This window comes from Novipirellula artificiosorum (assembly GCF_007860135.1).
GTDB lineage: Bacteria > Planctomycetota > Planctomycetia > Pirellulales > Pirellulaceae > Novipirellula_A > Novipirellula_A artificiosorum.
This window is the reverse complement of record NZ_SJPV01000035.1, coordinates 1-21,512: the sequence shown is the minus strand read 5'-3', so window position 1 is coordinate 21,512 and position 21,512 is coordinate 1. Positions and strand designations below refer to the sequence as shown.

General features: G+C 54.9%; 24 protein-coding genes. 22 read left to right on the top strand and 2 right to left on the bottom strand.

From position 1 onward, the window contains the following. Positions 1 to 236 precede the first annotated feature (236 nt). The 4 genes from Poly41_RS33120 (at position 237) to Poly41_RS33100 (ending at position 2,730) form a co-directional block, all read left to right on the top strand. Positions 237 to 1,112 (top strand): DUF3626 domain-containing protein, encoded by an 876-nt coding sequence (locus Poly41_RS33120; protein WP_146531657.1) that lies wholly within the window; start codon positions 237 to 239, stop codon positions 1,110 to 1,112. A gap of 129 nt (positions 1,113 to 1,241) precedes the next feature. After that, positions 1,242 to 1,811: a YdbT family protein gene (locus Poly41_RS33115; protein WP_146531656.1), complete on the top strand. Its 570-nt coding sequence runs from the start codon at positions 1,242 to 1,244 to the stop codon at positions 1,809 to 1,811. A 336-nt stretch (positions 1,812 to 2,147) separates the two neighbouring features. Continuing rightward, positions 2,148 to 2,495 carry a type II toxin-antitoxin system VapC family toxin gene (locus tag Poly41_RS33105; RefSeq protein WP_231616149.1) on the top strand — a complete coding sequence of 116 codons (348 nt, stop codon included), beginning with the start codon at positions 2,148 to 2,150 and terminating at the stop codon, positions 2,493 to 2,495. Beyond that, positions 2,485 to 2,730: a hypothetical protein gene (locus Poly41_RS33100; protein WP_146531653.1), complete on the top strand. Its 246-nt coding sequence runs from the start codon at positions 2,485 to 2,487 to the stop codon at positions 2,728 to 2,730. Before Poly41_RS33105 ends, Poly41_RS33100 begins: the two co-directional genes overlap by 11 nt. Before the next feature lie 534 nt (positions 2,731 to 3,264). On the opposite strand, the gene Poly41_RS33095 is transcribed toward Poly41_RS33100, so the two are convergent. Next, positions 3,265 to 4,173 carry an IS110 family transposase gene (locus tag Poly41_RS33095; protein WP_146531652.1) on the bottom strand — a complete coding sequence of 303 codons (909 nt, stop codon included), beginning with the start codon at positions 4,171 to 4,173 and terminating at the stop codon, positions 3,265 to 3,267. Positions 4,174 to 4,334: 161 nt separating this feature from the next. Between Poly41_RS33095 and Poly41_RS33090 the strand changes: the two genes are divergently transcribed. The 16 genes from Poly41_RS33090 (at position 4,335) to Poly41_RS33015 (ending at position 17,232) form a co-directional block, all read left to right on the top strand. Next, a complete protein-coding gene (locus Poly41_RS33090; protein WP_146531651.1) occupies positions 4,335 to 4,706 on the top strand; it encodes a hypothetical protein in 372 nt (123 codons plus the stop codon). A 149-nt stretch (positions 4,707 to 4,855) separates the two neighbouring features. Continuing rightward, on the top strand, positions 4,856 to 5,350 hold the full coding sequence (locus tag Poly41_RS33085; protein ID WP_197231977.1) for a hypothetical protein: 495 nt from the start codon (positions 4,856 to 4,858) through the stop codon (positions 5,348 to 5,350). A gap of 182 nt (positions 5,351 to 5,532) precedes the next feature. Next, positions 5,533 to 6,111, top strand: coding sequence for a hypothetical protein (locus Poly41_RS33080; protein ID WP_146531649.1), 579 nt, complete (start codon positions 5,533 to 5,535; stop codon positions 6,109 to 6,111). A gap of 649 nt (positions 6,112 to 6,760) precedes the next feature. Next, on the top strand, positions 6,761 to 7,255 hold the full coding sequence (locus tag Poly41_RS33075; protein ID WP_197231975.1) for a hypothetical protein: 495 nt from the start codon (positions 6,761 to 6,763) through the stop codon (positions 7,253 to 7,255). A gap of 103 nt (positions 7,256 to 7,358) precedes the next feature. Further along, positions 7,359 to 7,811: a hypothetical protein gene (locus Poly41_RS33070; protein ID WP_146531648.1), complete on the top strand. Its 453-nt coding sequence runs from the start codon at positions 7,359 to 7,361 to the stop codon at positions 7,809 to 7,811. Positions 7,812 to 8,211: 400 nt separating this feature from the next. Beyond that, entirely contained in the window at positions 8,212 to 8,619 is a 408-nt protein-coding gene (locus Poly41_RS33065; protein ID WP_146531647.1) for a hypothetical protein, read from the top strand. 1,116 nt (positions 8,620 to 9,735) lie between these two features. After that, on the top strand, positions 9,736 to 10,323 hold the full coding sequence (locus Poly41_RS33060; RefSeq protein ID WP_146531646.1) for a hypothetical protein: 588 nt from the start codon (positions 9,736 to 9,738) through the stop codon (positions 10,321 to 10,323). Between the two features lie 213 nt (positions 10,324 to 10,536). Beyond that, positions 10,537 to 10,899 (top strand): hypothetical protein, encoded by a 363-nt coding sequence (locus tag Poly41_RS33055; protein WP_146531645.1) that lies wholly within the window; start codon positions 10,537 to 10,539, stop codon positions 10,897 to 10,899. Between the two features lie 93 nt (positions 10,900 to 10,992). Next, positions 10,993 to 11,562: a hypothetical protein gene (locus Poly41_RS33050; RefSeq protein WP_146531644.1), complete on the top strand. Its 570-nt coding sequence runs from the start codon at positions 10,993 to 10,995 to the stop codon at positions 11,560 to 11,562. A 111-nt stretch (positions 11,563 to 11,673) separates the two neighbouring features. Next, positions 11,674 to 12,099, top strand: coding sequence for a hypothetical protein (locus Poly41_RS33045; RefSeq protein ID WP_146531643.1), 426 nt, complete (start codon positions 11,674 to 11,676; stop codon positions 12,097 to 12,099). 287 nt (positions 12,100 to 12,386) lie between these two features. Further along, positions 12,387 to 12,692, top strand: a complete 306-nt coding sequence (locus Poly41_RS33040; protein ID WP_146531642.1) for a hypothetical protein — start codon at positions 12,387 to 12,389, stop codon at positions 12,690 to 12,692. 413 nt (positions 12,693 to 13,105) lie between these two features. Next, positions 13,106 to 13,588 (top strand): hypothetical protein, encoded by a 483-nt coding sequence (locus Poly41_RS33035; RefSeq protein ID WP_146531641.1) that lies wholly within the window; start codon positions 13,106 to 13,108, stop codon positions 13,586 to 13,588. 302 nt (positions 13,589 to 13,890) lie between these two features. Then, positions 13,891 to 14,688 carry a hypothetical protein gene (locus Poly41_RS33030; protein WP_231616148.1) on the top strand — a complete coding sequence of 266 codons (798 nt, stop codon included), beginning with the start codon at positions 13,891 to 13,893 and terminating at the stop codon, positions 14,686 to 14,688. 567 nt (positions 14,689 to 15,255) lie between these two features. Beyond that, a complete protein-coding gene (locus Poly41_RS33025) occupies positions 15,256 to 15,852 on the top strand; it encodes an ankyrin repeat domain-containing protein (RefSeq protein WP_146531640.1) in 597 nt (198 codons plus the stop codon). 242 nt (positions 15,853 to 16,094) lie between these two features. Further along, entirely contained in the window at positions 16,095 to 16,454 is a 360-nt protein-coding gene (locus Poly41_RS33020; protein ID WP_146531639.1) for a hypothetical protein, read from the top strand. Between the two features lie 112 nt (positions 16,455 to 16,566). Next, positions 16,567 to 17,232 (top strand): hypothetical protein, encoded by a 666-nt coding sequence (locus Poly41_RS33015; RefSeq protein ID WP_146531638.1) that lies wholly within the window; start codon positions 16,567 to 16,569, stop codon positions 17,230 to 17,232. A gap of 98 nt (positions 17,233 to 17,330) precedes the next feature. Here the strand turns inward: Poly41_RS33015 and Poly41_RS33010 are convergent, their stop codons facing one another. Next, positions 17,331 to 18,041 carry a glycosyl hydrolase family 28-related protein gene (locus tag Poly41_RS33010; RefSeq protein WP_197231972.1) on the bottom strand — a complete coding sequence of 237 codons (711 nt, stop codon included), beginning with the start codon at positions 18,039 to 18,041 and terminating at the stop codon, positions 17,331 to 17,333. A gap of 962 nt (positions 18,042 to 19,003) precedes the next feature. Here Poly41_RS33010 and Poly41_RS33005 point away from each other — a divergent pair. Both Poly41_RS33005 and Poly41_RS33000 read left to right on the top strand, forming a co-directional pair. After that, complete coding sequence (locus tag Poly41_RS33005; RefSeq protein WP_146531636.1) at positions 19,004 to 19,963, top strand: tyrosine-type recombinase/integrase; 960 nt, start codon at positions 19,004 to 19,006, stop codon at positions 19,961 to 19,963. 2 nt (positions 19,964 to 19,965) lie between these two features. Next, complete coding sequence (locus tag Poly41_RS33000) at positions 19,966 to 21,384, top strand: IS91 family transposase (RefSeq protein ID WP_231616147.1); 1,419 nt, start codon at positions 19,966 to 19,968, stop codon at positions 21,382 to 21,384. Positions 21,385 to 21,512: the final 128 nt, after the last annotated feature.

The window sequence follows — 21,512 nt, the reverse complement described above, 5'->3', positions numbered from 1 at the left end:
ATGTCCAAATTGTTGGTTACGACCACTAACACCAAGTGAGCGAATCCTCGTGATTCAGCTCGTTTATTACATCGAGAGAAGCCATTTTCGTTTCAAAATCTAATAAGTCCACCTAAGAGTATGTGCATGGGAGGACGACTTGCGGCGTTTGCTGGTAAGGACAATCCATCGTCCGTCCCCCATGACGTCTACCGTTCGTCGGACAATGCACTCACAGAGCATTCACAGAAGAACCTATGTGGACGGTGCCTCCCGAATCGCCGGAGTCTAACGCACTGGCAGCCATCGCCAGTCGCTCGGATGGACCACCGATTGAGCCTGCGTGGCGCGTCACAGTGAACTTCCATCCAGACCGCACCTTAGGAGATTCGAGCCTGCTAGAGGTTCTGGCAAAGGACGGCGTGCTACGCTCTCAGTTCGAGACACGAACCAGCAACGGTGGACTGACCGCTTTCGAGGGCGGTGATCGTTGGCGCTGGGAGAGTCGGATATTCTCGGGCGCATATGATCTGGAGTCGGCGTCCCGGCGACCGAAATACGGGGCGCTCAATTATCAGCGGCGATCTGTCGGTGCATCACCTCGGTTTGGATCCTCCCATTTCCGGCTTGCCGCTCACGTATTCCAGCGGACAACGTTCTGTTACCCGGACAGCGTGTTCGAACCGCAACGCTTCGGAAACGCCTCGCACATGGGGCTGATCAAAGCTTGTGACTCCGATCACCGCGATGATCTTGATAGATACATCGAGGCGCATGTGCATGGGCCTGTGGATTTGTCACAAGATGTTGAGGCATTGGTGCTTGACCCATGCTATGTCGGAACACGCGTTGAGGCGGATGCGCTGACGTTGCCCGTCCGCGTAGAATGGCATTCTGGATTTCGTGTCGCGATCGACACTGTGCACCAGTTCCCTGAGTATCGTGGCCAGCGGTATGTGGAGTTAGCTGCGACCCTCGCCGTTGATGGTTGGCTTACACCCGCGATTATCGGTAACGCGGCTGTATCCGGACAATACGCGGATGATGACTTGAAGAAGGTCTGGCATTATTTGGCTCGATTCGCGAAAACCAAGCAGGACAGCAACAATCAATCAACTGGACCTGAGGCATAGATCAATCCGAACCGACGAACCATCGGTTGCAACGGAGCGGCGGTGGTCGCCGTTTTGGCCATGGCTAAGTCTTTCGCCGCCGCCGCGTGATTCGTCCCGTTCTGTGCTAATCCAAATATAAACTCGGATATGTGTTACGACGCTGAATCGCAGATCAACCCTGAGCTCAGTAGCAACGAACAGCTACTTTGGCACGGACGCCCTCCGCTCGGCCTCCGACTTCGCGCAACTGACGCGTTCCTGATACCATTCAGCCTGATGTGGGGTGGCTTCGCAGTTTTCTGGGAAGCGTCTGTGGTGATGGGCGGCGCTCCCTTCTTCTTCATGCTGTGGGGTATTCCCTTTGTTCTTGTAGGCCTCTATCTAATTGTTGGTCGCTTCTTCGTTGACGCACGGCAACGATCCAAGACTTACTACGGCGTCACAGATGAAAGGGCCATCATTATTTCCGGCCTGTTTCGTCGATCGGTGAAATCACTCAATATCGATACCCTTACTGACGTGGCACTGACCGAGAAAACCGATGGCTCGGGCACGATTACTTTGGGCCCTACACCACCATGGCACAACTGGATGGGCGGTTCAAATTGGCCCGGATCACATCAGCACGCCGTTCCGTCATTTGAAATGATCGACAACGCTCGACAAGTGTATGAAATAATTCGAGAATCACAGCGTGACGCGAAAGGTCGCACATAAGGATAGTTGCCCAATGCGACACTTCTTCCCGATCCCCTTGCTTCTCGTCTTAGCGGCCTCTGTAGGTTGCCCATTGGCGTTAAATACGATCGAACACGGCAACGTTTCATTCGACGCGTCTCCCGATGGCGAAACGATAGTGTTCTCTGACGCCAATGGCGATCTCTGGTTGTACGCGTTCAGCAGGGCCAAGCTCACTCGAATGACAGAATCAATAGAACTCGAATCTTCGCCTTCGTTCTCGCCGGATGGCTTCATCCAAAGCCCTCTGTTTCTGACCGCCAGCAATTGACTCGCGACTGGTGGACTGACGCACCGAACCGCTACCGCGTTTTTGTGTCCCAACTTACGCTTGACGAATGTGCTGACGGTGATCCTGAGGCAGCCGCTGAGCGACTCGAAGTCATTCGTGAAATTCCGCTGTTAGATCAATCTAGCGAGGCAGAGGCCCTTGCCGGCCTATTGATTGAACGTCTGGCCGTTCCCGCTACTGAACCTCGCGATGCTTTGCATATCGCTACGGCGGCGGTTCACGGTGTACAATTTATAGTGACCTGGAACTTCAAACACATTCTAAATCCGCACTTGCAAGGAAAGATTGGTGATACGTGTCGCGAGGCGGGGTATGTACCTCCTGTCATTTGCACGCCCGAACAACTGAGGTTGACCGAAGATGATTCCTGACCCAACTGACGCAATTCGCGAGATCAAGCATCGCCTTGGTGCGGAATCGGGATTTGACGTCCACCGTATTGCTGAGGAAACCCGGCGTCGCCAACGCGAATCCGGCCGCAAGTACTTGACGCTACCTCCCCGACGGCCTGAAGCGGTGACTGCGGGGAACCATCCGATGCAATCGCGCGGCGAAGTCAAGCGTTTTGAAGTGGATGATCAACCGTCGCCGCCGGCTGATCGGTAACGACTATGAAGTCCAAGGTTTTGCAAGTGGCGGGTTTCCACTTTTTCCAATTTCCTGTTGTTATGTCATTTGAGTTGGAATCTCCTTTGGAGCCTGCCTTCGTCGGAGCCGCCTGTTGGTCGCTCGCCCCGCACTCGCGATAGCGAGCTTGGCGAACGACTGGCGGTGGAGACGTTGGGCAGGCGGAGGTTGCCTTTGTTGGTGAGCTTCGAGGGAGTGATCCGCACACGAATCACTGCGACTTTCAGTCAAGGATGTTGATTAAACGACTATTCGAGGTGTGAACGCATTTGAACTCTGATAGATCCGCTCACGGCGGACTGCGTCCTCTCAGTTATCCATGCACGGTTCAACGATCACTTGTGCGATCATCAGCTCGTGGTGGGTGCAGCTTGCCTGGAGGCTTCAATGAGCAGCAAGCTACCTTCCATCGGTGTGGCACATTCTTTAGGGCGACGTGTCTGATCGTTCTACGATTCGCTACAGCGATCGATCCTAAGGCGAAAGATCAGGGTCAACTTGTCTCGGTGCTTCTCACACTTGGGTAGGTCTTCTCCTTGGCGTCGGTCTTAGTGAATGATGTTTGGGCTTCCCGAATCTCCGTAATAGGTTGTGTTGGTAAAAGAGTTGGGTGTAGAAGTGGTTTGAGAAGCCACGATGGTCCGATTCGTTCGTCGATGTCAAGGCATCAGGCGGCCGATACTGGTTGTCCATCGTGGCTACGTGTTTGATCAAGGCGAGCAGGATCTCAGCCGTTCGAGGTCCGACACCGGGAATCGTCATCAGACGTACAATGCGTGGGTCGGTTTTACCAATCGCTTCGAGTTTTTTGACGATCATGTCCAATTGCTGTGTCAATGAATCGAGGATCGTCAGTTCGATGTCGAGTTCACCCTTCCAGAGTTCGTCGGCTCCACACTCTTGGATTGGTTTGCGGAATGAGTTGATGTGCTCGCGTCCTGTGTGCCACGCCTTGTCCCCCGAGTCGATCGTGATGCCGTGGTTGACGAACCAGGCACGGATGGTGTTTTTGGTTTTGTTGATACGTCGGTCGAGCATCTTGCGATACTTGACCAGCGAGCGGAACTCGCGGTGCTCTTGCGAGGGCAGATGGACCGGCTTGAGTTCCCGCATGGCGGCCAATCGAGCGAGTTTGAGTGCATCGTCTTTGTCGGTTTTGCGTTTGACGTTGGCCCATCGCCAAGCTTCCTCGTTGGTCGAGCAAACGAGAGTGGAGAGGCCGAGCGATTGGGCCAAGTCGTTGATCCACCCTGAGGGGCCGCACGACTCCATCACGACGAGGTCCACCTTGGCGTTCTTCAAGACGCTAGCGATGTGTTGCCGCTCGGTGGGGGTAGTAAGAAAGCGTGATTTTCGGGTTTTGGTGTCAAAGAAGCAGCAGACGGAGTTGAATTTGCCGAGATCAAGAGCGAGAATTTTCATATTGAAGTATCCTTGTGTTTGGTGGGTGGAGCGAATGTGACTGACAGATACCGTCTGTCAGCATCACGGGTCCGAGTCGCCATTTTAATTACGAATGACTCCCACCCATCAAACCTCGGACTTACATGGATTCTTTCGTCGTAGATCAAGGAGAAATGGTAATGAGAGCATTGCCCGCCGTATTTGTGCTCGTGTTTTCCGTCACATTTGGATCGTCTTGGTCCTTCGCTGAAGAAGCTCCTGACAAAGTTGGCTCGAACGCCGTTTCCGACAAGCTCGACTCAATCGCGAATGAGCTACGAGCGTTGGAAGCTCGTATTCGTTTCGTTGAATCGCAAGTTCAGGGGTTGGCCGAAGGCCAATCAGTAGAGCTACCTGTGAAGTGCATGGTGATACCCGAGGGTAAACCTATCCAGGTGGGACAGGTAGTTGCGCCGGGGCAGATTTTGGGACGGATTGTGCCAGTACGGGACCTGGCGAAGAATTCAGAGTGGATAGTACCGGGTAAAGTAATCTTGAAGATCGTGCGGTAATTTACAACAGAAAAAGCGACCACCTGGGAAACGCGTCCTGTTCCGCGCCACGACGAACCAAGTGGTGCACCCGAGTCTTCGAAAACACTTTGCTTGATGGTGGCTCGTCCGCTCGAACCGGGTGACCACCGACGTTATTGGACAAAAGAATGCGTCGTAGGCGAATCGTCATCTTGTGTGCAGTTGCCCTTCTTTCGATTGCGTGCATTGCATGGCGGGAAACGATTTATCACATTTACTTTGCGGTGAACCGCTCTCGCGTCGCAGCATCAGCTCCGGTTGCAACTGCGTCGTCGCCCTCAATCGCATGGACCGAGTCGCAAATCATCGGCTGGCATTATTCGCTCGTGTCGAGTTCACGCGTTGCCGACTTCGGGTTCTACGAAACTGCCGCAACCGCGAACATTGGCGGGCCGCCAGAAGACGATTTGCCTCATCTCGGAATCAAGGCAGGCGATGAAAGTTTGATGGAGGTACGAATGTGTGGCGTATTCTGGAGCATTTCGCCAACAGGCGAACTATTACTCGCTGAACCTGATTCCGATTACGCTGTAACGCTTCGGTTAGTATACATTGACGACCGTGTTGCGTCCGTTTGGAACGCCACGGTTTCAGAGCCGGAGGTTTACGTTCGCTCCCAGTAGCCCACGTTTGTGCCATTCCACGGATGTTCCATTCCTACGGGTTTCCAACACGACCGATAACCATGCGATGGTGACGGAACGGCGGCAGGTTCGTTCGTTTGCTTGCATGTTCACTCTCGCCGCCCCGTGAATTCCAACGTTCTGCCGGACCTCGGTAAACTCCAACGTGACTCTAACCACAAATGCGTAAGAGAATCTTCATTGCATGCTGCCTCTTTCTCGTGCCAAACACATTTGGAGAGTCGAGCGGGCAGGGGACGTTTTTCAAGTCTGGGGGAGCTACTGGTGGTTCATCCACATCTTTGTCCGATTGGAAACTCGAATCGCTTTCATTGCAAATACGGTGTCACACGGCCGAGACCGCCGATTGGTGTTGCTGTTACGTGACGCGTGGTGGCAACAACAAACTCGTCTGTCTTGTCGTGCTGTGCGACGATCTTTCAGACCCTAATCGGCCCATAATCGGTTACCGATACTCCATCGACGGTGGGCGAAAGGCGTCATTCTCGCTTTCTTTGTTAGATGGTAAGTCCTCCACTGCCCGCCTCTCAGCGGAGTACAATCAAACTGGACCGAACCGTTTTACCATTGAGCTGATCGACGGAAGACCAAATGATCTGTCCGCTGAAAATGGCAACATATTTCTCGTCGCACTCAATACCCCCGTTACCCAACTCAAAATGAAACCTGCCAGCAATTCACATGACGACATACTCAAACTCGCGGGCGTTGTTGCCAAACGTGGTGCGACGCGGGAATAGGCAGAACCAAGCGATGAACGTGGAGCCGCCGACAACGCGTTTTGAAGTGGATGATCGATCGCTTGGGCCCGGTGAACGGTGCCGCTACGGGATGCAACAAGGAACCATGGAACAAATGGCTTGGGATGACTATCGCAATCGCCGTACAATTCACGTGCTGCTGCTGGTAGCTTTCTTGCCTGCGTGTGCTTTCGCATCGTCATTGTCGAAAGCTATCACTGGGGTCGATGTGCTGGCAATCCCCGTTGCGCTGTGCTGGATGGCCGCATATGCAATTGCCGGACATCGCCTGGCTCGCTTCCCGTGTCCATGCTGTGGCCGCAAATTCTTGATCTCCGGATTCCGTGGGCACGCGAGTGCTTGCATTGCTCCTGGCCCAAATGGCAAGAATTTGACGCATCACTCGATCCTCCCGCGCTGGCAAATGGTCCCGGTGAGGAGGAAGTTCAATGCCTCAACTGCGGAGCAGCCATAACGGCAGACACAGCTAGATGTCTGGCGTGCGGTTGGTCCTATCTTGACGATAAGGCCAGTAACAATGGGTTGGACGCGGAGGCCTCGAAAGCGACTATATTTGATGGTTGATCCTAAATTCGGTCCCGTGATTCCGACCGTTCTGCCATGTTGTAAGTGCTGACCGCTGGTGCCAATGTCCGTTATGCTACCGCACTCTTTGCAGTCGAGCGTGTTCGACGAGCTTACTCTCAGCGAATCACAATTCGAATCTGGCCGTGAGACGTTTCACGATTGCACGTACGAAACTCAGCTCGCCATGGGGGATAGGTGTGCGGTCAACATCGTTCTCAACCCTAACCTTGATTGGCCGTATCCAGAAAACGCTGTGCACATTATCAGCAAGCTTCTTGCCGATTCTGAAACGCGACTTGCAAAGCTAAGCAATCTCGGAACGGCTGGGGTCTTTTCGCTTCATCGTAAGGGAATCTGCGATCTTGGGGAAAGCACTGGCTACGATCGCTGGAATGCGTCTGAGGCACAGCTGTTCGCTAACTGGAAGCTTGAATCCGTAGTCAATTTCGCCGACGGTTTTCGACTCATCTATTCAGGCCACCCGGTATATTACCTTGATCTGCTTCTGGAGTTTGAAGCCAGCTGGAAACCAACATACGTCCAATTTGACGGCTAGATTGGTCAGAATCATGCGATGGACGGGGAGTCGCCGAGTCGGTTTATGACGTTGGTGGTCGTCGGCGGCGGCCTGGTTACCGCAACCTTTGGTCGGACAGATCGTGTCTACAGTGAATCCTTATGAATCGCCCACTGTCGAAACTCCAACTGTTGGCAGAGGTACGAGTTTCATCCTCCGTCCCGCGTTCGCAGCGACATGGATCCTTGCATGGTGCTTTCTGGCGTTGGGGCTGATCGCCATCGTTCACTTGAACTGGCCGATTCCACGAATTGACCAAACGTTCTATTTCCGCCTCTACGCCTCGATCGGTGCCGTTGCCGGGCTACTCTCTTGGTTTTCGGCACGATTGGTCGCGTTGGACCGGCTGGCCCTATCCACGCTTGCAATATTGCTACTGCCGCTCGGTTTTGTTTTCGCCCTCGCATGCGAACTCAATCCTCCGGTGGCAGGGTTGACTGCTATCATCGCTGGAAGCACGCTCGTTCTAGCTCGAGTGGCTCGAGGCGATACACCGATATATTCTGAATCGGATGACAAGGCCGACGAACCATGACGTCCAGCTCAAATGCATTGCGATTCTCGATAGCGGTACTAATGATAGCCACAACATGGATCGCTATCGTGCTTGGTGCGGCGTCTCTTTTCGGAACAAAGGGGCTCGCACCTGCCGCAGCATTGATCGCATGCATCTGGTTCGGCCTTAGTTACACAAACTACCGTTCACTTCACGCATTCAATCATCGGCGGTGGACCATTCCAGACCTGCTCACCGTTCTTGCCATCTGTGCAATCCTGCATGGCCTCACAATCGCGGCGGTCAACACCCGTGGGCGTCGTACTCTACCTGTCGTTGCGCCTGCAGCAACAAACTCACCAAACGCCACGTTGACACCAAGCCAAACAATGCAAAGCAAGAGCGGACATCCGCAGTCGGGCAGTGAGACCACCTCTTGATGAAACGGACCCGTTGCATTCGCTGGAGCCTTTTCGTGCTTGTTGCGGTGGTTGCCGCCGGTTGCGTTAGCAGCGCAACTCGGACCACCCACAACCATAAGAATCCGGATGCAATGCACTCGTCCGTCGCTTCACTCGTGCCGGCTGGGACATCGCTCCAAGACGCGACCGCACTGATGGAGGGCGAAGGATTCGATTGCAAGGTAACTCGAAATGGTGTGTTTCGCGAGATGAGACATTGGGCCGACAAGGGGCCAGATCACGAAGACCTTGACTTTCTCCGCTGCAGGAGAATTAACAGCAACGCTGGATTTCTCATGGGGCGTGTCTGGAATGTTGCTATCGTATTGGACGGTGACGTGACGAATGGGGAGGTACTTGTGTCGCACTTTGTTGACGGCCCTTGATGAGAATCTCCTGCTTCGCTATCGTCCGGCGGTCCGTTCGCTACATTGTGGCGAACCAGGACGTTAACCGGAGGATGCGTCAGCGCTGAAACAAGTGGTGGCTCGATCGAGCGTCCCCCGTTATTTGGTTGCATTGTTGCCTGTCTCGCAGTTACCAATGCTGAAGTGAGCCGTATTAAACCGTGATGATCGTTGGCCTTTTATTGTTGGCTGTTTTATTAGGCGTCGGATCCCTTTTCGGGTACACGGTCCTCCAGCCGGTCGCGTTGGCTGATCGTGGACTCAGATTCCATGCTCGTTTCTTTGTTTGCGACTTCTTTACGCTGACATTCTTGATTGCAGTTCCCACTTCCTTGGTCACATCATTTACTCGGTGGCCCGTAGATGTTTTCGTTTTGCGTGTTACGGGCGTGCTTCTTGTCGGAGTCGCTCTGTACTCTTGGGCCCGTGGTGCTACGGCGCTTACCGCCATTGGCGTTGTTGACGCCAGAAAGAGGTGCGTCTTCTTGGGCATGCTCTTACCCATCGCGATTCTCGGGTCCGCCATCGCAGTGCCGACGCTCATCATTTCCGTGTTCTGGCTTCCGCGACTTTCGGCTTGGGGAATCCTGATTTGGCTCGTGGCTATTCCGGCCATCGTGATGATCGCACGCCTGTGTCGCAAATGTACAATGTGGGTCATCTCCGACCCGATATGTCGTGACCCGGACAGATAATCATGCCATTCACACGAAGGACGGCATGAGACGTTTCTATTTGTATGGAAACCACATAGGCCGTCCTCGGTTCAGGTGAGGTAGAAATGGTTTGCTTTGAATGGGATTGAAGACATCGCAGAACCAACGGTTGCATGCGATCGGATGCTGATCAATATCGTTCGTCTGGACACTCCGTCAAGCCTATTCGCGTCCCGAGACTGGCACATGAGTGGTCAGCTCGTCACAATGAGGACGTGTGGCGGTACCTGTCGCAAAACGTTCGCCGTACTGAGGACATGGCAGAGCCAGACGAATGCACGTGAGTCGCCGAATTAAGTCTATTGAAGTGGTGAGTCGTTCGCGGCGCCCACGTGATCGTTTCCGTTCTGCCTACTCCTGACACGTGGTGTGGTCCAAGATGAGTCGCCATCGTTTCGTCTGTCTACTGGTTTTCAACATGGTCGCAGCCATTGCTGCCGAGTTACCCGCTCAGGGCCCTACGCCGGAGTCGACCGCGCGGCGACGGTTCAACCAGGTGTTCGTCAAAGTCATCGTGCCTGTCACCTCGCGCACTCCTAAGCAGGACGGCTCTGTCGTTGAGTCCTGGGTTGCAGAGCAGCTCAAGCAGCTGGGCGAGTCCGAATATTTTGCTGTCACAGACTGGGTGCCTGTTTGTGATGGGCTGTTTGCGGACGATATCGTAGACAATGACGTATGGGATGGTCGTCTTGACGGCAAACACCGCTATTGCCCTGTCGGCGGAGACATTCCTGAACGGGAAAACGGTCGCTTGTCGGTTAGCGTTGCTGGCTGGTTGCCATTCGGTGGCTGCGAGGCGAACATCACGCTGTTGGATGAACCTGGCAATCGAGCAGTTGGCCCTGTGCAGATTCTTGTTGGCATAGAAAGAAAGCCGGCCAAGGTCGACGAGCGGCTGCCATATGTGGCCGTCATCATTGCGCCGCCACCTCAGGCGGTTGTCACGTCACACCGCGATGCCGAATAGGCAGAACCAAGTCGCGAACCGGAGCGACCGAGAACGCGTTTACAAATGGAAAGTCTTGGGCGGTCGCCCGCACATCGCTGCCGCAATCGAACTGAAGATTTCGCGCCCCCGTCGTCACCAACTTGTGCCGATTGTGATGTCGGCGGCGAAACGCGAACGTGCCGTAACCGTTGCTGACCCTTGTGTTGCCCCACCGGAATTGGAGAAACGAGCATGACTCTTCCCGCACCGACCGTGGTCTACCGATCGCGGAATTACCAAAACGCAGAGTCGTTCGCAGCATTTATACAGGCCTCGGGAATCAATGCTCGCCTCGTTTCCCCTCGTCAAATTGGGCATATGGGTGAAGGCCCCGTATTCGACGTGCTGCACGATGTGTGCGCTGTCGACTGCACGCAAGCAGAGGTGCAGCGTCTTATCGCACAATGGAGAGTGGAGAATGACGCTACGGTCAGTAGCGATGTTCCGTTTTGTCATCACTGCGGCGAGACGCTGGTATCAGAGTGTCCAGCCTGTCCGTCCTGCGGCAATTCCCTGGATGTTGACGCAAACGAGACGATCCAGAACGGCCGATAACCACGATGATGTACGCGAGTCGCTGAGCCGCGTTTTACAAGAATGGTAGATCACTCGCGGCGACCGCGTGATCCCCACCGTTACCCGACCAAAATGAAACATCTTCTGGCCCTCATCGTTCTTTCGCTGACCTTTGGGTGCGCGGAGCCGAACCAGATGCCCGAGAATGAATTGCCGCCTGATGCACGCGTCCAGCTCTTCAATGAGGCAGTCCTCGGTTCTTCCCCAACCGATGCGATCCCGATGCTCTTGACCACTGCCAATACAAACTGGTCACCAAAACAGGTCGTTCTCGACTACAAAGACGATGTTTGTTACGGTGCGATGATCCACTACGAACGCTCACGTTCATTCGAGACACTTCGCACTGCAATCAACTCTCGATTCGGCAAGCACGAACAACCTACATTCGCCGATGACCCAACAATGGGGATATGGCGAATGGAGGATTCCGGATTTGCAATCCAGCTCAGCCGCGACGATGAAGAAGATGAGTTTGTGGCGGTGTACATTCAGTTTGTCGATCCCGAGACGATGGCGACAAAGCTCGAAGAACTACACAACGCCGAACCTGAACTGTTTGAAGACTTCCCTATCGAATGTTTCACAGACGGACTTCGATCCATGGACATACCCGAACCCGAAAACTCAAACAGCGGGTAACAATGCCGTGCACATGCAGGACGGCTTGCACAGCCTTACAAATAGAATCTCAACTGTCCGTCCGCGGTGACGGTTGCCGTTCGCCGACAAATCTGGACCGAAACTCACTACATGGATTCCAATCCGTTTCTACACGTTCGATCGTCAAAACTTGGGGTGATGCCAGGAGAGGACGATGAGCTTGTCAACGAGGGCATGTACGGAAAGGCGTTCTCCGAGTATTTGCGAGACGCATTGGCTCGTAACGGCTACCAGGCAACACAGGTGGTGTGCGAGGACTGGGGCTGGTGGGTGACGATCGCGGGGCTTCAGTTTTCGTGCGGCATTGGAATCTACGGCATTCGAATTGATGATTCGGATGATCTTGACTTGTGCGCCACCGTGCTAACGCCCCGAGGCAAGAAATGGAGTTGGGGCCGATTCGGATTTCTTGACACAACTGCGGAGGTGGATAGGCTCCACCAAACTATTCGTGGTATTTGTACTGCGGACGAGGATGTGACTATAGTAGCCGAAAAGCCCGACTTTCCATTTTGATTTGCGTGATCAAGAAGCGGCTATATAATGTCCGATTAGGAGATGGCACGATCCACAAAGGACGCACGCTCCGTTCCGGCTACAGACTCCCCGACGAAGATATCAATGGCGATGGAGTCGTTGACGAGAATGACGAGGAGCTCGCCAGTATTGAAAGCGGCGGGTAACAGGTTCGTGCACCCGGTCTCGCGAGCCAAGCGTTTTGGCAGCGGAGAATCCTTCGCGCGTCCTCGGTGATGTCCATCGTTCGCCGTCTAAATACGCTCAACTTAAGCTGAGCTCCTAACATGTTTCGCGTTTCGATCCGATCCATCGCGTTTGCGACCACTGCTTTCGCATTGTTCTCTGCTTACATCGCCGTAATGGCGCATGGCGGCGACACGGTGCGTGGCGACCTGGTACGCGGCTATGCCATCGGCATGCTTGCGATTGGTTCCCTTGCGGGATCGATTCTCGCTGTTACCGCAACATCGGCGAGTCTCGCCTACGACGTAAATCCGACACGTGCATCTTGTGAGGCGGGTGCTTTTTGGGGATTCGTCGTCTTCACGATTCTGGGAATTCTAATTGGACTGGTTCCGTTCATCGGCTGACAACGTTCACCTGAGCCACGACAGCTTCGTCAGTGCTTCCCACAGACAGGTGGAATCAGCGTCGTCCCGATAGCCGCTGCAACTTTCGTGGCAGTCCGAGACCATGCGTGCAATGAGGGTCGACATATGACCGAACCACCTGAACGCGATTCCTGGGAGGGTGAGATCCGCTTTGCCTTGGACTGGTTGCACTCCACAACTGGCAATTGATTGACTTTTCACTTGCCCTCCAAGACAATGAACGCACCGTTGAATCGGGACACGCATGTCACCGACGTGGTTGAAGACTGAACGGACCCAGCTCGGTCGTCCCTACTGACTTTATTCTTGCAACTCCGCACCGGGTTGGTTCCGCTGGACACTTCATGACCGGCCGTTACACCACGTAGACCTCATTTACATAGGAGACCACCATGTCTGAACAGAACTTTCTTCTTAATCGCCTAGCGAAGATCGAACGGGAAGTTCGCATCTGGCGTATCTTCGCGTTGCTGTCCATGGGATGCATCGCTGTCGCTGTTACCATGGGCGCCAGCTCGAAACCAGAAATACCACAAGTTCTACGAGCGAAGGAGTTTCAGCTTGTCGACGACAGCGGTACCATTCGGGCGACTCTCAAGACACTCGGAAACAGTACGCAACTGCGGATGCATGACGGTTCCAAGAAGTCCGAGGTCGCCATCATCGCCAACGATTCCAACGCGATCGTAGACCTGACCAACGACAACCGAATTAATTCAGCCAACATTGAGGCCTACGCTTCTGGTGGCTCGATCGGATTGTCTCGGCGAACCGGAAACGGGAAGGCTCTGACCCACATCGTTGGCGGCACGGAAGGTTCCTTTGTAAAACTGCAACCGCTTAAGGGCAATGAGATCCTAATCCCCGCAGAATAGCACGTGCCCAGGCCGTGAACGTGCGGACTGGGGATGGTTGATAGGCAAGCGGGTGTGAACCCCACCTGTATAACTGCTCGCCACAGGCTCCGTGTCGCGTGTTGCAGCTGGCCATCTCAGCCAGTTAAACTCGTACGATGGGTGAGTGGCAGCAATCACTCCGCATCGTCCCAAACAGATCGGTGCCAAGCCAAGCGTCTCCGTTCAACACCGAGTTTATCCTTCGGTTCCGCTCCGCTTGACTCGAGATCGCATGTTCTTTGTTCACCCAATTTGTCAGTCACTTCATCACTACAATCATCGTGAATCGCAACTCTCTACGCTATTCGATTGCCTTCTTATTATTCCTGTGCCTTTGCGTTGCTGGTTTTCTTGCAGGTTATCGCGCGGGATACCCAAATGGTTACGCGTCGGGGAAGGCAAAACGCCAGGCTGAAGAGCCATATCCCGAGGTCTACCAGATTGGCGATCTCATTCGTGCAACTGGGGACGGTACTCACAAGAATGGCGACCCGCTGGACTACCAGTCTTTGCTTGAAGCAACACGAGCGAGCGTTTTCCCAACCGAGTGGCAGGATCTTGGTGGTCGATGCTCGATGGCACCGGTTCCGTCGCTTGAGTCGCTGGTGGTAAACGCGACCTCGGGGGTCCATGATAGAATACAGGCGTTCTTTGGAGATCTCTCATCGGTAAAACGTGCGGTGGCGGAATCGAAAGAAGAGCAGGAATCGATGCAACGAGCGCGAGATGAATGGCTCTCAGGCGTGCTTGAACCGGTATCCAAGAGCCTCGGCAAAGAATTGAAGCTCATCGAGGCCGGTATCGACCTTGTCGGGTCCTGGGATGTTCAGCAAACCACACCGGATGGATCAGTCACTAGCTTGCGATACACGTTTGTTGATACAGACACCGTTCGGATCCCTTCGCCAGACGATGCGGGCAAATCGATGGAAACGTGGTACTTTATATCGGCTGGATCCGTGGTCGTTGCTGGAAAAGCCTATCTTGCGGCAACCACAGCCGATGACAATCTGGTGTTGATACCGAATAATGATCCACAGACATTCCTCGTCGCTTCCCAAGCCAATGACGAACCATGACGTCCACCGGAGGACGTCATGGGGCCGTTTACAAATGGAAAATCAAACCGCCGGGCCCGCTGACGTTGGACGTTCGCCGGCTGGGACTTGCTGACCTCGCCCCTGCTGCTTGCGTTACTCGGATCCGACACCTCTCAGTACGTCAATCTCCTATTTCTTCTGTGTGTCTTTTGGACGCCGCAAATCGCGATGATCGCTTTCGTCTCACCCAGCTGGCAATCCTCGCTTGACGCATCCGGAGACTAGCGTCACCTACGTGCCTGTGCTTTTCCCCTACTGACCGATGCAATCCGTCGTGCAGGCCAAACGTACGTGCCACGTCAAACCCGTTTGGATGACGTTCCCCCTTTGCGACAGCAGTTGAATGACATCGATTCTCAAGTGCATCGCGTTCCTGCTATTTTGGTTGATTGCTACCGCAGCCGGAGTCCTATTGTTTGATTCGCTCAATTGGCACATCCGACTAGACAACTGTCGATCAGTATTTGTCGGAATGGCACTGATGCTATTGGGTTGCCGTCTCGCTAGACACTATTCGCAGTTCGGCCCACTCTTTCTAATCTACGGATGCGTGGGATCGTTGCTCTTGGTACCGGCATACGCTCCGTATGCATCGTTCGCGGCGACCGCGTGATACGTAACGACTATGATGTAACGCAATACCTGTTGGACCATGGTGCTGTTCCAGATTTGCAGTGTAATGAGGTTGAATATCCGGTGATCGTTGGTGTTTGTGGGAATTATGAGTGCCTGCGGCTGATGGTGGAGGCTGGAGCAAACGTCAACCGTTCAAGCCCACATAGCGGCGAAACAGTGCTGCATGGTGAAGCAGGCAACACTGACCCTCGTGCGGCCAGATTACTGCTCGACCATGGCGCGAATCCCAATGCCCGAACGAAACCTGGAATGAAGACGTATGGACTGTGGCGGGACGCTCGCGTGCGGGGTGAAACCCCCTTGCATCGAGCTGCAGCGTGGGGTAGTCCAGAGGTCATTCAATTGCTGCTGGATGCTGGCGCCGATCCGACGATCCGTGACGCCAACAAGGACACACCGCTGAGCTGGGCCAGTTGGTATCTCCGCGATAAGTCAATCATCGATCAACTTTGGTATGAAGGCTCCGGAGTCGGGCCAGACTTCCCACCCGATGAAAGTGCCACCTAGGTTCGTCCAAAGCAACAGCGTCACTCCAATACTTCACCAATGGCCGTGCTCGGTGACGTTACTCGTCAGATGATTTGCTCCGTGCGAGATCACTACGAATACAGGCTGAGATTGCATTGCTGCGACACGAGGTCATGCCAAAGCCTTGGGCCGAAGCTTGCGGAAAGATGCTTTCGAGATCAGGATTAGCGAATGGACATTGAAGACCACTGCAGGACCAATCATGAAATCAGCGAATAGCCATGCCCGCTGACCTCAATCCCTACTCGGCTCCAGCGTCCGTCGAGGGCGGAACTTTTCCTTGGCTCGAACATCGCTTTCCTGGTCGTTCCATCATTGCATTCGTTTTTGCAGCGCTCGAGGTGTTCACTGCCCTACTTACCGGCGGGCTTTGGGCCATCAACGCGATTGATCTCGGTCGGTTCGGGGGCGTGTTTTTGTTGTCGCTACTAATCTCATCGGCTATGCTTCTCTACGCTGCAAAGTGCTACTCAATGGGAACACGCGGTCACGCGGTCTTGCTGGCACTCCTCTCACTGGTCGTAATGGCCGGTGGTGTTCTTTTATCTCTGCACGATGCTGGGGTGATACCGCCCTTTTGAATTCACAATTGCAGATAGCCAGCGAATGTGGCTGACCGGCGGAGTCGGGTTTGTTTGGCCATCGCAATGTCATTCGCCGCCGTCCGCCAATTCGTATCGTTCGTCGAAGCAAATGAAAGACGTCGCAGCACTTGAACTGAATCCTACCGATTTGCGGTTGCTTGGTCACTTCTACCAAAACAATTTCCGGCTTGAACTCACGAAGGGTCTCAACTCCGTTGACATCGATCCTCCCATGTCAACATGGGTATCCATGGCATTGATGACGACCGTGATTGGCCTGATCTACGCTGGCTTCATCTGGATCGCAATCGCAAACGACGCCGGTGCGAAGTTCGGCCCAATGATTTGGCTGCTACTATTGCTGATCGGTATTCTCGCCATCGTCGGCCCGGTGGCTGGGCACCAAATCCGCCTGTGTTACCTGCGCTCACGCAGCCCTCTTGTTTCCTATTCTGCAGCGAACTCCACTGTCTCTATTCTTGGCGGTCAACAGGTGTTTGAACTCGCGGAGGTACATGCACTCATTGGCGTCACGCTTCGGGATTCACATGGTGAGTCGAAATCTGAACTCCAACTGATGATTCGACGCGACGATTCTCTTATGCCGTACTTGATCACGACGGATCTTTCTGGATCGGCATCGAATAGTTACGGTAGAATACTGCGGGAATTTCGGAACGCGACGCGAGTTAGGACGATGATTGCGGAGCCTGATGGATTGCTAAATCGTGGTCCCGTGCGACTGACGGAACTTACCGCAGACGGCGAACCATGACGTTAACCGGAGGACGGCATGAGGCATTTACAAATGGAAAATCGAACCAGCGTCCCGGCGACGCAGTATCAGGCCATCCGGTTCTTCCGCAGAGCTCCTCACATCGCATCTCGCCACTCCAACTGCTCCGCCGCGGCGGCCTCTGCCGCACGGATGCCCGATACGGCGTTGTAGCCGCGGACGTTCTTAGTCCAGCAGTTCGTGCCGTCGAGGCGGATCATGTTGTAGCCGCGTTCTTTAAAGTGCTCCTCGTAAGGCCGGTCGGGGAAGATGAACGAGAAGTTCTCGATGCCAAGCTCTTCCGCGTCGTCGAACCAGAAGAACCCACCGCCCCAGGAGTATCGCGTCGTGGGGATGTTGCCTGTCGTCCGGGTCGGGGCGGAGTGGATGTCCTCCAGGCCTAGGGGGAACCAAAGTTCCGTCTCGAACATGTTCTCCCCGCGGATGGTCACGTTCTCAAGGTTCTCGATCCGGATCCAGTCGGTGATCTTGTATCGCCCGATAGGAATGAAGACCGCCCCGCCCTCTGGGCACGCCTCGATCGCGTCAATGATCGCCTGCGTGTCGTCGGCCTCCCCGTCGCCGATGGCACCGAAGTCCTTGACGCTCACCCTTACCTCTCGGCGAGGCAGCGGCACCGTCCCGCCCCGATACCCCGCCTGGTCGCTGAAGTCATTCAAAGGCCGACCCGGCTCCCACAACTCGCCCCGCTCCCCCCAGAGCTCGGAATAGTGCTGCGCAGCCCCGTCGGACGCGAGGAACAGGCTGGCCAAAAGAGCGGCGGCGACAGCGATGAAGGGAGTGACCATGATGAGAATCCAAACTGGGCATTCGTGGTACGTGGGCTGCGTGTCGAGCGATTTGGCTCGAGTGGGCAAAGACGACAGGATGGAGCAAAAGCGACCATCTCGATATTCTAGCCGTCGGGTATCACGCTTGCAGGTCACTACGACGTTGATCAGTTGTTTCGGAGGTTCGTGACGCTGCGACGGAACGCGGTAGCCAACTTCGTAGCCAGCCCCTTCGTGCCGATCGGCTTTCACAGCGTCGTATTTGCAAACTCCGAATTTCATGAACGCGAATGTGCCTCGAGCTTTACCTCGCATCCAACAAGCTGCGACCTGCCATCGCTTGGGATGAAACGGAACCGCGTTTTCACATCAAGCATGAGACAGAAAAGATGCCTGACCCCTTTGATCTCGTCGACGTTGCGCGGTCGAACCCTCGGTGGTATAGTGGTCGCTGGTGCCAACGATCGGAACTGGCCGGATCGGTATCGCCGCAAGAAGCCAGAACCAAGTCGTGAATCGGAGCGACCGGCGGCGTGTTTACAAATGGAAAGTCTTTGGCGGTCGCCCGGTTACGACCGCCGTTGAACTTAATCGAAGTGCTCCGGTGCAGTGCGTGGTGACTGCGAACACGTGGACAATGGGGTGACGCTGAATGGGGCGGCTCCGGTGCAGGCGGTGGTCCCGTCAACGCTGGCACGCTTCCTGCGTGGTAGGAGGCTGGCATCCATGCCAGCCCAGCAAGCATTGGGGTGGTCGGCTTCGCCGCTGTTTTTCTTTTCGCTAACGCGACTCCCGAACCGGCCAGGACCAACCAAAACCGGCTAACGAATCTGACGGTTCTTACGGCACACTATTTTGGCCGTTTGACGGTTAAAGCGATTAAAGAGGTTGCGCTTCCTGTAACGGTAATTGCAATGGGTTTTCAACTGATCGGGCATGCTTCGTGTTCCGACAGACCACTCTCTACTGAGGAAGAACCCATGACGCCCTACCAAAAACGTTCTTGCGAACTTACCAAGCGGCTCGCCGAAGACATGCTCATCCGAAACATGGCCCAGGCAACCATCGACGCTTACACCTACCACGCAAGAAGGTTTGCCGACTTTATCCAAAAATCACTTGATGATGCAACCGTTGAAGACGTCAGATCCTTTCAGCTTTACCTGATCCGAGAAAAGAAGGTCGCCTATAGCTCATTCAACCAAGCCGTCTGCGGGTTACGGTTTCTCTACACGCACACCATCTCGGTCCCCTGGCCGGTCAGGATGGTTCCCTTCGGCAAAAGACCTAAGACTCTGCCGACCGTGCTCAGCCATCACGAAGTCGACAAGCTGATCCAATGCACTGCCAATCTGAAGCATCGAACCTTTCTGATGACGCTCTACTCCGGGGGGCTGAGATTCTCCGAAGGGGCCAACCTCAGGATCGCGGATATCGACTCGGACCGGATGATGATTCGGATCGCCTGCGGAAAGGGGCGAAAGGAGCGGCTCGTACCGCTCTCACCGAGGCTCTTGAAAGAGCTCAGGATCTACTGGAAACAGTACAGGCCGACCGACCTGCTATTTCCCGGCAAGTCGAAGCAGAAGACCTACGCCGATACGACGATCCAAAAGGCGATGAAGGTCGCCGCCATCAAAGCTGGAATCAAGAGACGCGTCTATCCGCATGTGCTTCGACATTCTTACGCGACCGGCCTACTCGAAGCGGGAGTGGACTTGCTGACGATCAGCAAGTTACTCGGTCACGCCAGTTTCGTGACCACGATGATTTATCTGCACTGTCGCCGCGAGCACCTGCACAGCACCCCCAGTCCGTTGGACTGGCTGCCGGTGAAGCAACTGCCGACCTATCATCCGCCACAGGAGAACAACTCGAACAACTCCGGCGAGCAGGAAAACCCGAGCCAGGACAATCCACCCAAGGACAATCCAAGCTAACCGTGGCGGAGATCCTCCGCCGTGGAGCAGCCTCGGCGGTCGATGAAAATACTTGCCCCCAAGTCCAGAGCGTGCTGGCGAAGTTATCGTTGTGCCGCACGCACGTCATGGGCGGCCGAAAGTTCCAGTGCCGCGACTGCGACGAGATCACGTCGCGGTACAACTCCTGCGGAGACCGTCATTGCCCCCAGTGCAGTGGTGGTAAACGCACAGACTTCCACGACAAAGCGTCCAAGTTGATTCTGCCTGGGGTAACCTACTACCAGGTCGTGTTCACTCTGCCGAGCGAACTGTCGGAATTGGCTCTTGCGAATCGTCACGAGATGGCCGACCTGCTGGTGGGGTCGGCCTGGAAGAGCTTGTCCGCGCGAATCAAGTCGGAACAGGATTACGATCCGGCGGCGATCTCGGTGTTGCACACTTGGAACCAAAAACTCGACTCGCACTGGCATGTGCATCTGCTGGTGCCCGGCGAAGGGCCATCGTTGAGCGGGACAAGTTGGAAACGGGCTCAGTCGCCGGTCGATTCGGCTAACTCCGACGGCTATCACTTGGTCCGCGTCGATCCGCTTCGGCGAGCGTATCGCCGACGGGCGATTGCGAAGTTGCAGCAACTGCGTCGCTCGGGCAAGTTGAGCTTCGGCGGCAAGTTCGAATCGCTTCGAAACGACGAGGACTGGGACGCCTTCATCGACAGACTGGAATCCAAGAAATGGGTGGCGTATATCCAACCGCCACCGCGCGAATCGAGCAGCGCCAATCAAGTGGTTCGTTACTTGACTCGTTACTTAACGGGCGGTCCGATCAGTGACCGGCGGATCAGCGCGGCCGATTCGAAAGAGGTGACCTTCATGGCCCGAGAAGGAGCACGCACTGGCGGCGAGCGGAATCAGGTTCCCGTCACGCTGAGCACCACCGAGTTCATTCAAAAGTGGTGCCTTCACATTCAGCCGAACCAGCTGACGAAAACGCGCTACTTCGGCGGTTGGTGCAACCAGCGTCAAGCCGAGTATCGAAGTCGCTGCGAGGAGTTGCTCAGGGGAGAGGGTCGTTCGTGCAACTCGGTTGATCCGAGAGAAACGGTCGCCGGTCTTGTCGAAGATCGGCCGGACGTGTTGTGCTCGGACTGCGGCAGTGACCGGATGGAACTGATCGAGCAGACCCCCAAGCCGACGTGGACGGAGTTATTGGATCGCGAGAGCGAAGCGTGCCCAGCCTGGTACGGGACGCTTCAGCAGAAGGGCTTTGTCCGGATGTTGTGGGAGGAGTATGGTATCGGTCGCGAGGACTGGGACATGCGAAACGCGGTAGAAAGTGCAGAGGCCCCCGAGCCGAAGCGATCGCGTTGTGATCAGTTGGCACTCCCCGGTTTTTTGCCTCCCGACCCCCTCGGCGTGTTGGATCTGATAGACTCCAGATAACGTCCCGTCCGACTGGATCCCCTTGCGGCGACAAAGCTCAACGCACGATCTATCCGAAAGTCAGGCGGCAAGCTCAACTAGCAAGTTGAGCTTTTTTAACGCCTGACCATCGGATAGATCGCATTTCG

Excerpts from the sequence above, each read along its gene's own strand:
- Poly41_RS33120 (WP_146531657.1), top strand. The coding sequence starts at position 237 with ATGTGGACGGTGCCTCCCGAATCGCCGGAGTCTAACGCACTGGCAGCC.
- Poly41_RS33115 (WP_146531656.1), top strand. The coding sequence starts at position 1,242 with ATGTGTTACGACGCTGAATCGCAGATCAACCCTGAGCTCAGTAGCAAC.
- Poly41_RS33100 (WP_146531653.1), top strand. The coding sequence starts at position 2,485 with ATGATTCCTGACCCAACTGACGCAATTCGCGAGATCAAGCATCGCCTT.
- Poly41_RS33095 (WP_146531652.1), bottom strand. The coding sequence starts at position 4,173 with ATGAAAATTCTCGCTCTTGATCTCGGCAAATTCAACTCCGTCTGCTGC.
- Poly41_RS33090 (WP_146531651.1), top strand. The coding sequence starts at position 4,335 with ATGAGAGCATTGCCCGCCGTATTTGTGCTCGTGTTTTCCGTCACATTT.
- Poly41_RS33085 (WP_197231977.1), top strand. The coding sequence starts at position 4,856 with ATGCGTCGTAGGCGAATCGTCATCTTGTGTGCAGTTGCCCTTCTTTCG.
- Poly41_RS33080 (WP_146531649.1), top strand. The coding sequence starts at position 5,533 with ATGCGTAAGAGAATCTTCATTGCATGCTGCCTCTTTCTCGTGCCAAAC.
- Poly41_RS33075 (WP_197231975.1), top strand. The coding sequence starts at position 6,761 with ATGTCCGTTATGCTACCGCACTCTTTGCAGTCGAGCGTGTTCGACGAG.
- Poly41_RS33065 (WP_146531647.1), top strand. The coding sequence starts at position 8,212 with ATGAAACGGACCCGTTGCATTCGCTGGAGCCTTTTCGTGCTTGTTGCG.
- Poly41_RS33060 (WP_146531646.1), top strand. The coding sequence starts at position 9,736 with ATGAGTCGCCATCGTTTCGTCTGTCTACTGGTTTTCAACATGGTCGCA.
- Poly41_RS33055 (WP_146531645.1), top strand. The coding sequence starts at position 10,537 with ATGACTCTTCCCGCACCGACCGTGGTCTACCGATCGCGGAATTACCAA.
- Poly41_RS33050 (WP_146531644.1), top strand. The coding sequence starts at position 10,993 with ATGAAACATCTTCTGGCCCTCATCGTTCTTTCGCTGACCTTTGGGTGC.
- Poly41_RS33045 (WP_146531643.1), top strand. The coding sequence starts at position 11,674 with ATGGATTCCAATCCGTTTCTACACGTTCGATCGTCAAAACTTGGGGTG.
- Poly41_RS33040 (WP_146531642.1), top strand. The coding sequence starts at position 12,387 with ATGTTTCGCGTTTCGATCCGATCCATCGCGTTTGCGACCACTGCTTTC.
- Poly41_RS33035 (WP_146531641.1), top strand. The coding sequence starts at position 13,106 with ATGTCTGAACAGAACTTTCTTCTTAATCGCCTAGCGAAGATCGAACGG.
- Poly41_RS33025 (WP_146531640.1), top strand. The coding sequence starts at position 15,256 with ATGCGTGGGATCGTTGCTCTTGGTACCGGCATACGCTCCGTATGCATC.
- Poly41_RS33020 (WP_146531639.1), top strand. The coding sequence starts at position 16,095 with ATGCCCGCTGACCTCAATCCCTACTCGGCTCCAGCGTCCGTCGAGGGC.
- Poly41_RS33015 (WP_146531638.1), top strand. The coding sequence starts at position 16,567 with ATGAAAGACGTCGCAGCACTTGAACTGAATCCTACCGATTTGCGGTTG.
- Poly41_RS33010 (WP_197231972.1), bottom strand. The coding sequence starts at position 18,041 with ATGGTCACTCCCTTCATCGCTGTCGCCGCCGCTCTTTTGGCCAGCCTG.
- Poly41_RS33005 (WP_146531636.1), top strand. The coding sequence starts at position 19,004 with ATGACGCCCTACCAAAAACGTTCTTGCGAACTTACCAAGCGGCTCGCC.